The sequence below is a fragment of the Streptomyces sp. UC4497 genome, from assembly GCF_054871485.1.
Genome location: NZ_JBTYHB010000009.1, coordinates 282,677 through 291,598, shown reverse-complemented (window position 1 = coordinate 291,598; position 8,922 = coordinate 282,677). Strand labels below are relative to the sequence as shown.

Sequence of the window (8,922 nt, the reverse complement as noted above, 5' to 3'; positions counted from 1 at the left end):
AGATCGTTTTCCGATCCGTTTTCCTCGGTCCCGCTTCGCTTTCCGGCCTTTCGGCTTTTCCGGCGAGTCCGACTCTATCAGATCCTTTCGGGCCTGATTCCCAGTCAGAGGGGTTTGCCTTCGCGGCTGTTGGGCCGTTCCGACGTTCCAAACTTTAGCGGATTCCCCGCCCCCGAGCGAATCGGGGGTTCGGAATTGAATTCGGGCACGCCGAATAGAATCCCGATTGGGAGATCGTGCTGAGGTTGGGTGCCGCTTGAGCGGCGGATGGCTACCGAAGAACCGTTACGGCTCCGTGGCAACCCGAGGTACCTTACGGATCGGGGAAGGCCGTGTCAACCCTCCCCTGTGGGCGTCTTCAGGCGAGGTCGTTGAGGCGCCCGCCGGCGTCCGGTTGGGCGTCTTCCACGCGACGTAGAAGACGGGTGAGGACCTCGCCCAGCGCGCTGCGCTCCTGCGGGTTGAGGTCCTGGAGCAGGTCCTCCTCGAAGACGGACGCGAGGCGCATCGCCTCCAGCCACTTCTCGCGGCCCTCCGCGGTCAGCTCCACGATGACGCGGACGCGGTTGTTCTCGTCGCGGTCGCGGGTGACCAGGCCCTCCTGGACCATGCGGTCGATCCGGTGGGTCATCGCGGCGGGGGTCAGGCCGAGGCGCTTGGCGAGGTCGCCGGGGCCCATCCGGTAGGGGGCGCCCGAGAGGACGAGGGCCTTGAGGACCTCCCAGTCGGTGTTGCTGATCCCTATCTCGGCGGTCTGGCGTCCGTACGCGACGTTCATGCGGCGGTTGAGTCTGCCGAGCGCCGAGACGATCTGCTCGACCTGGGGGTCGAGGGCCTGGAACTCGCGCTGGTACGCGGCGATCTGCTCTTCGAGCGTCGGCTCGGCCGCCGGTGCGCCTGGGGTGTCCGCCATGCCGCGCAGTATGGCACGGGAGTGGTTGGCGTTGAAGTCCTTGGGTGTGTACTCTTTAGCTTCTAACTTTAGCTTCGAAGTCTTCAGGGTTAAGGCCCCGGAGAGCGAAAGGGCAGGTGAAAGTGACCAGGGCGATGGGCGCCGCGATGCGCCGAATTCAGGTGGGCAGCGCGTTGAGCGCGTTCGGCATCGGCTTCACGGTTCCGTTCCTCTACGTGTACGTGGCGGAGGTCCGGGGGCTCGGGGCCAGTGCGGCGGGGATCGTGCTGGCCGCCTTCGCCATGGCCGCCCTGGTCGTCCTGCCCTTCACCGGTCGCGCGATCGACCGGCGCGGTCCGCTGCCCGTGCTCGTCGCGGCCTCGGTCGTGGCGTCCGTCGGAGCGGTCGGGCTCGGGTTCGCCACGTATGAACCGGCCGCCATCGTGGCCGCCGCGGTGCTGGGTGCCGGGACGGCGGTGCTGCAACCGGCGCTCGCGACCATGATCGTGTGGTGCTCCGCGCCGGAGACGCGCACCCGTTCGTTCGCGACGCAGTTCTTCCTGCAGAACCTGGGGCTCGGCATCGGCGGGCTCATCGGCGGCCAGATCGTCGACGAGGCCAGGCCCGACAGCTTCCTGCTGCTCTTCTCCATCGAGGCCGTGATGTTCCTGGTGCTCGCCGGGATCGTGCTGACCGTGCGGATGCCGCAGGCACCCGCTCTCGGTGAGGCCGTGCCGAAGGACGAGGGCAACGGCGGCATGCGGGCGCTGCTCGGGCACCGGGCGATGGTGCAGCTGTGCGTGCTCGGGTTCGTACTGTTCTTCGCCTGCTACGGGCAGTTCGAGTCGGGGCTGAGTGCCTACGGTGTCGAGGCGGCCGGGATCTCGGCGTCCACGCTCGGGATCGCGCTCGCCGCCAACACGGCGATGATCGTGATCGCCCAGTTCGCCGTGCTCAAGCTCGTCGAGCGCCGCAAGCGCTCGCGGGTGATCGCCGCGGTGGGTCTCATCTGGACTGTCGCGTGGCTGTTCGCCGGGTACGCGGGGATCGGGCACGGGAGCCAGGCGATGGCGACCGCCGCGTTCATCTCCACGTACGCGCTGTTCGGTCTCGGTGAGGCGATGCTGTCGCCGACCGTGGCGCCGCTGGTCGCCGATCTCGCTCCGGCCGGGATGGTCGGGTCGTACAACTCGGCCTTCGCGCTGGTGAAGCAGCTCGCGCTGGCGGTCGGGCCTGCCGTGGGCGGGCCGATGGGGGCCGCGCTGCACGGTCCCTACATCGTGACGTTCGTGCTGTTCTCGCTGGCCGTCACCGTTCTGGCGCTGCGGCTCGGCAAGCGGCTCACGCCGGTGCAGGACCAGCCGTCACTGGCCGGCAGCCGTGTGGTGATGCAGAGCTCGCCGGAGCCCGCCACCGCGGAGGCGTAGGCCCTCAGCCCACGCCTTCCGGCAGTACGAACTCGCACCACACCGCCTTGCCGCCGCCCGGCGTGCGCCGCGAGCCCCAGTTCGAGGCGATCGTGGCGACGATCGCGATGCCACGCCCCGCCTCGTCCGCCGGTTCCGCACGGCGGCGGCGCGGCAGGTGGTCGTCGCCGTCGGTCACCTCGATGATCAGGCGGCGGTCCGTGCGGCGCAGGCGCAGGCGCATGGGCGGGGTGCCGTGCTGGAGGGAGTTGGCGACGAGTTCGCTGGCCGCGAGGACGCCCAGGTCGTGGAGTTCGTCGGCGAAGCGCCAGCTGGTGAGGACGCCGGACGCGAAGGCACGCGCGCGTGGGGCCGCCTCCACGCCGCCGAGCAGTTCGAGCGCCGCGTTGCGGAAACGCTCGCCGTCGGTGCCCTTGCGGGCCGGGTGCTGGAGGACCAGGACCGCGACGTCGTCGTCGTGATCGGCCGTGACACCGGACGCGCGGATCAGGCGGTCGCAGACGACCTGGGGCGTGCCGGTCGCGCCCGCCAGGGCGTTCTCGAGCGCGGCCACCCCCTCGTCGATGTCCTCGTCGCGCCGCTCCACCAGGCCGTCGGTGTACATGACCGCCGTGGATCCGGGGCCGAGCGGCACCGAGCCCGAGGCGTGCAGCCAGCCGCCGGTGCCGAGCGGCGGGCCCGTGGGCTCGTCGCCGCGGTGGATCGTGCCGTTCTCGTCGCGTACGAGGATCGGCAGATGACCGGCGGACGCGTAGACGAGGCGGCCCTCGTTCGGGTCGTGGACCGCGTAGACGCAGGTGGCGATCTGGTGCGGGTCGATCTCCGTAGCGAGGCCGTCCAGTAGTTGGAGCACCTCGTGCGGGGGCAGGTCCAGGCGCGCGTAGGCGCGGACCGCCGTGCGGAGCTGGCCCATGACGGCCGCCGCCCGGACGCCGCGGCCCATGACGTCGCCGATCACCAGGGCCGTGCGGCCGCCGCCGAGGGTGATGACGTCGTACCAGTCGCCGCCGACCGCGGCCTCGGTGCCGCCGGGCTGGTAGGTGGCCGCGATCCTCAGGTCGTCGGGTTCCTCCAACTCCTGTGGCAGGAGCGAGCGTTGGAGCGTGACAGCCGTTTCGCGCTGTTCGCGCTCGCTGGTGCGCAGGCGCTCCGCCGCCTCCGCGTGGTCCGTGACATCGGCCGCGAAGATCAGTACGCCGGGGCCGTCCGGGGTCTCCAGCGGGGTGCAGGTGACGGTGTACGAGCGGCCGCCGGACGTCTTGCGGGACTTGACCGTGCGGGGCTTGCCGCTGCGCAGCACCTGGTCGAGGAACGGGAGCAGGCTGAGCTCGTCGAGCTCGGGCAGCTCCTCGTGGGCGGGCTCGCCGGTGGTGCGCTCGCCAAAGGCCGCTACGTAGGCGTCGTTGACGTACGCGACGCGGTGCTCGGGGCCGTGCACCAGGGCGACGAGGGCGGGGATGCGGTCGAGGACCTCGCGTACGGGCAGCTCGTCGACGCCGCCCTCCTCGCCGGGCGCCTCTTCGGACAGGTGCTCGGCTCGGGCGGCGGGGACCGCGCCGTCGGGCCGCGGTGGTCCGCCGTGGTCGGGCCGCTGGGGACCGCTGTGGTCGGCCCGCGCGGCGGCGCGACGCTGCGTTCCGGGGAGCCGGGCGCTCCAGCGCGTGAAGTTCACAGGGGAAAAGCCTCGTGGGTTCGAGGGCGGGCGAGGGGCCCGCCCAGGGTCGTGGACCAGTCTGGCCGACCGTACTGACAATCGTCAGACGCCGGTCCGCGGGCGGGAGTTCCGCGCTCCGGTCACCGGTGCTCCGTCGGGGGCGTCAACAGCGCGCTCAGGGCGACCCCTTCGGATTTTCGGGAGGCCCTTGCGGGGTGTCGCGGGAGGGTCCTCCAGATGGGTCCGTAGGAGGGACCGCTCCGGCCGCGAGTTCGAACTCGGCGCGGGGCTGTTCCAGCGAGCCCAGCGAGACGATCTCTCGCTTGAACAGGCCGGAGAGCGTCCATTCGGTCAGGACGCGGGCCTTGCGGTTCACGGTGGGCACCCTGCTGAGGTGGTAGACGCGGTGCATGAACCAGGCAGGGTAGCCCTTCAGTTTGCGGCCGTAGACGTGCGCGACGCCTTTGTGGAGGCCGAGGGAGGCCACCGAACCCGCGTACGCGTGCGCGTAGTCGGTGAGTGGTTCGCCGCGTACGGAGGCCGCGATGTTGTCGCCGAGGGTCCGGGCCTGGCGTACCGCGTGCTGGGCGTTGGGGGCGCATTCCTTGCCGGGCGCCGTGACGTCCGGGACGGCGGCGGCGTCGCCGGCTCCCCAGGCGTGCGGGGCGCCGTCGACGGCGAGCGTGGCGGTGCACTTGAGGCGGCCGCGTTCGTTCAGCGGCAGGTCCGTGGCGGCGAGCAGCGGACTCGGCTTGACGCCGGCCGTCCACACGACCGTACGCGTGGGGAAGCGCGAGCCGTCGCTGAGCACCGCTACGCGGTGCTCGCAGGATTCGAGCCGGGTCTCCAGGCGCACGTCGATGTTGCGGCCGCGCAGTTCGCGGATCGTGTACTGGCCCATTTCCGGGCCCACTTCGGGCAGGATCCGGTCGGATGCCTCCACGAGGATCCACTTCAGGTCCTCGGCCTTGACGTTGTGGTAGTACTTCGCCGCGTACCGGGCCATGTCCTCCAGTTCGCCGAGCGCCTCCACGCCCGCGTACCCGCCTCCTACGAAGACGAAGGTGAGCGCCGCGTCGCGGATCGCCGGGTCTCGCGTGGAGGAGGCGATGTCGAGCTGCTCGATGACGTGGTTGCGCAGTCCGATGGCCTCCTCGACGGTCTTGAACCCGATGCCGAAGTCGGCGAGCCCGGGGACCGGGAGCGTGCGGGAGACGGAGCCCGGCGCCAGGACCAGTTCGTCGTAGGTGAGGGTGGCGGCGCCCGTGCCCTCTTCCTCGCTGGCCAGCGTGGTGTACGTGACCGTGCGCTTGCCGTGGTCGATGGACTGCGCCTCGCCGACGATCACCTGGCACAGGTCGAGCGCGCGGCGCAGCGCGACGACGACATGGCGCGGCGAGATCGATCCTGCGGCGGCCTCCGGCAGGAAGGGCTGATAGGTCATGTACGGGTCGGGGGTGATCAGAACGATCTCCACGGCACCGCTCTTGAGCTCCGGTTTGAGCTTCTTCTGGAGCCGCAGGGCCGTGTACATCCCGACGTAACCGCCGCCGACTACAACAATGCGCGTACACGTCGGGGGCACGGGGGTCGACCCCCGGAAGATTGCAGTCCTCACCCTCCCATGACGCATCGGGCCCATGCGTTTGTCCACAGTCCCGACCATTTGTATGACGACCAGAAGTACCCCTTGCGGCCCGGCAGTCGACCCGTGTGCGCGGGAGGTTCCCAGGTCAGCGTCCGGAGTGGGGCCCTGGGCCGGGGTGGAGGGCGACGGGGCCGTCATGGCCAAATCCCGTACATGCTCCTTTCGAGGGGCGCCCGGTGCGGAACCTGCCTCTTCTGAATTGCTCCCGGCTCAACTATGTTCGTCTCTTGTCGGGGTGTCTGGGGGGATACGCGGACGGGATCGGGAAGAGGTCCCGGAAATCGCTGTCTGTTCCTCTGGCTCCGACAGACAATGGCGGGGAGTGTCTCCGGGGGGAGACGTCATTACCGGGGGAACACATATGCACATTCAGGACTCTCATTGGACCTCAGCCTCTGCCGTGGCGCCCTCGGGCGCGACCTTGGGGGCCAACGGCCGGGGGGCGGGCGACAGTTCGCGCTCCACGCCGCTGCGGGTGGACGCACAGCGCAATCTTGAGCATGTGCTGCGTGCGGCCAGGGAGGTCTTCGGCGAGCTGGGGTACGGGGCACCCATGGAGGACGTGGCGCGGCGCGCCCGCGTCGGGGTGGGCACGGTGTACCGGCGCTTCCCCAGCAAGGACGTACTGGTGCGGCGGATAGCCGAGGAGGAGACCGCGCGGCTGACCGACCAGGCGCGCACGGCGCTCGGTCAGGAGAACGAGCCGTGGTCGGCGCTCTCGCGCTTCCTGCGGACCTCGGTCGCCTCGGGCGCGGGCCGGCTGCTGCCCCCGCAGGTACTGCGAGTCGGGGTCGCCGACTCCGAGGAGGGCGTGCGCGACGAGCCGCGCGTGCCCGAGCAGCGTGCCGCGACGCCTGAGCTGCGGCTCGTCGAGCAGCACGAGCAGCAGCCGATGGCCGGCGGCGACGGCCTGTCCGCGGACGACACGGGGGCCGCGGCGCTCCTCGAGGTCGTGGGCCGGCTCGTGGACCGCGCCCGGGAGGCCGGTGAGCTGCGCGCCGACGTCACCGTGTCGGACGTGCTGCTGGTCATCGCGACGGCGGCCCCGTCGCTTCCGGACGCGGCGCAGCAGGAGGCGGCCTCCGCCCGGCTGCTCGACATCCTGCTCGAAGGGCTGCGGTCCCGGCCTGCGTGACCGGTCGGATCCTCACCGAACCGAGGGGGTGACCGCGGGTCGACCACATGGTCACTCGCGGTCAACTCTCGTTTACGGGAAGGTGGTTGAGGCTTCCCCGAACGGGTGATCCTTAGGGGTTGCGCACGCCAAATCTCCACGGATGAGTGGTTGCCGTGCAGCAACCACTTCGGGTGCCCTTGCGTGTGGCACTCTTTCCCGGTGATCGGGTCAGAGTGGGCGGTCGGGGGCATTCCGCAATGAGCGTTGACGGGCGGGACGAGCAGCGGCCCGAGGGCGGTGGGACGAGCGCCGGGAGTCCGCCCTCGCGGCAGGTACCGAGCCAGGGCGGTCCGGGGCGCACGCCCACCGAGCAGCCGGACCCGCAGACACCGGACCTACAGGCATCAGTGCCGCCTCAGCGCGAGAGTGGATCGTCCGGCGGCGGCGACGGCGAGGTGCCGCCCTCCGACGCCGATCTGATCGGCCGCATGCGCGCGGGCGACGACAGTGCCTACGAAGAGCTGTACCGCCGCCACTCCGCCGCCGTGCGCCGCTACGCGCGCACCTGCTGCCGCGACGGGCACACCGCCGACGACCTCACGGCCGAGGTGTTCGCCCGCACCCTTCAGGCGGTGCGCAGCGGCAGCGGTCCCGAGCACGCGGTGCGTGCCTATCTGCTGACCACGGTGCGCCGCGTGGCCGCGGGCTGGACGAAGTCGGCGAAGCGCGAGCATCTCGTCGACGACTTCGCCGTGTTCGCCACGCAGGACGCGCGCTCGCGGGAGGCCAGCGACGACGACACGCTCGACCTGGGCGCCGACGTCCTCGCGATGCACGAGGCCGAGCAGTCGATGGCCATGCAGGCCTTCCGCTCGCTGCCCGAGCGCTGGCAGGCCGTGCTGTGGCACACGGAGGTCGAGGAGGAGTCGCCCAGCGAGGTCGCGACGCTCTTCGGGCTCGACGCCAACGGCACGCGCGTGCTCGCCAAGCGCGCCCGCGAGGGCCTGAAGGAGGCCTACCTCCAGGCCCATGTCTCGACCACGCTCACGCAGTCCGAGGAGTGCGCCCGCTACGCGGACCGGCTCGGCGCCTACGCGCGCGGCAGCCTGCGCACGCGGGCGGAGCGCGGCCTGCGCAAGCACATGGAGGAGTGCGCCAAGTGCCGGCTCGCGGCCGGCCAGATCAAGGAAGTCGCCAGCGGCATCCCCGGTGTCGTACCGATCGCGGTCATCGGCTGGTTCGGCGCCGCCGGGTACGCGAAGGCCGCCGCGTTCATCGGCGGTGGCGCCGCGAGTGCGGCGGGCGCGGCCGGGGCCGGTGCGGCCGCGGCGAGCGGCGGCTCCACGAGCGGCGGCGCCGCGGGTGGCGCGGCCTCCGAGGGGCTCGGTGCTCCCGCGAAGGCGGGGATCGCGGCCGGTGTGGTGGCCGCCGGAACCGCGGTCGCGCTGGCGATGGCGCTCACCGGCGGCGACCCGAAGCCGAAGCCGGAGGCCCGCGAGAAGGCGCCGCCGCCCGCCTCGCAGCCGATCGAGCCGAAGAAGCCGAAGCCCGAACCCAAGCCGCCGGCGCCGAAGCCGGAGCCACCGGCTCCCAAGCCGACGCCGAAGCCGAAGCCGCCCAAGGCCTCCCCCAAGCCGGCCCCGAAGCCCACGCCCAAGCCGACGCCACCGAAGCCGAAGCCGAAGCCGCCGGCTCCCAGGCCGACGCCGCCCAAGCCGACCCCGAAGCCGACGCCGCCGCCCGCCCCGGCCGTCTACCAGGTGAACAAGCTGCCGTACGACACCCTCGGGGACGACTCGCAGCCGGAGATCCGGCTCGGCGAGAGCAGCTGGGTGTGGCAGCGCTACGGCATGTCGATCGCCGGCAAGCAGTACGCGAACGGGGTGTCGGTGCACTCCCGGTCCTCCGTCACCATCGACCTCAACCGGAGCTGCACGACGTACGACGCCTATGCCGGTGTCGACGACATGACGCTCGGTCTCGGCGCCGTCCGGTTCTCCGTCTACGTCGACGGGGCGCGGGCCTGGAGCTCGTCCGTGGTCAAGGGGCGTGATCCCGCCGTGCCGGTGCATGTGAACGTGGCCGGGGCGAAGTCGATCCGGCTCGTGACCGAACCGAGGAGCCCGGCCGACTCGGTGGCGGTCGCCGACTGGGCGGAGTCCCGCTTCACCTGCAGCTGATCGG

6 protein-coding genes are annotated in these 8,922 nt (G+C 71.4%); 3 read left to right on the top strand and 3 right to left on the bottom strand.

From position 1 onward, the window contains the following. Nucleotides 1-358: 358 nt before the first annotated feature. Nucleotides 359-913, bottom strand: coding sequence for a MarR family winged helix-turn-helix transcriptional regulator (locus ACYSUO_RS15885; RefSeq protein WP_461776717.1), 555 nt, complete (start codon nucleotides 911-913; stop codon nucleotides 359-361). Between the two features lie 134 nt (nucleotides 914-1,047). Between ACYSUO_RS15885 and ACYSUO_RS15880 the strand changes: the two genes are divergently transcribed. Continuing rightward, nucleotides 1,048-2,319: an MFS transporter gene (locus tag ACYSUO_RS15880; RefSeq protein WP_461776738.1), complete on the top strand. Its 1,272-nt coding sequence runs from the start codon at nucleotides 1,048-1,050 to the stop codon at nucleotides 2,317-2,319. 4 nt (nucleotides 2,320-2,323) lie between these two features. On the opposite strand, the gene ACYSUO_RS15875 is transcribed toward ACYSUO_RS15880, so the two are convergent. Further along, a complete protein-coding gene (locus ACYSUO_RS15875; RefSeq protein WP_461776716.1) occupies nucleotides 2,324-3,991 on the bottom strand; it encodes an ATP-binding SpoIIE family protein phosphatase in 1,668 nt (555 codons plus the stop codon). Nucleotides 3,992-4,148: 157 nt separating this feature from the next. Further along, nucleotides 4,149-5,606, bottom strand: a complete 1,458-nt coding sequence (locus ACYSUO_RS15870) for an NAD(P)/FAD-dependent oxidoreductase (protein ID WP_461776737.1) — start codon at nucleotides 5,604-5,606, stop codon at nucleotides 4,149-4,151. A 376-nt stretch (nucleotides 5,607-5,982) separates the two neighbouring features. Here ACYSUO_RS15870 and ACYSUO_RS15865 point away from each other — a divergent pair, with 376 nt between their 5' ends. Together ACYSUO_RS15865 and ACYSUO_RS15860 are read left to right on the top strand one after the other, a co-directional pair. Beyond that, the gene (locus tag ACYSUO_RS15865) at nucleotides 5,983-6,756 is read left to right on the top strand and encodes a TetR/AcrR family transcriptional regulator (RefSeq protein ID WP_461776715.1); all 774 of its coding nucleotides are present in this window, start codon (nucleotides 5,983-5,985) and stop codon (nucleotides 6,754-6,756) included. 239 nt (nucleotides 6,757-6,995) lie between these two features. Further along, the gene (locus ACYSUO_RS15860; RefSeq protein WP_461776714.1) at nucleotides 6,996-8,918 is read left to right on the top strand and encodes a sigma-70 family RNA polymerase sigma factor; all 1,923 of its coding nucleotides are present in this window, start codon (nucleotides 6,996-6,998) and stop codon (nucleotides 8,916-8,918) included. Nucleotides 8,919-8,922: the final 4 nt, after the last annotated feature.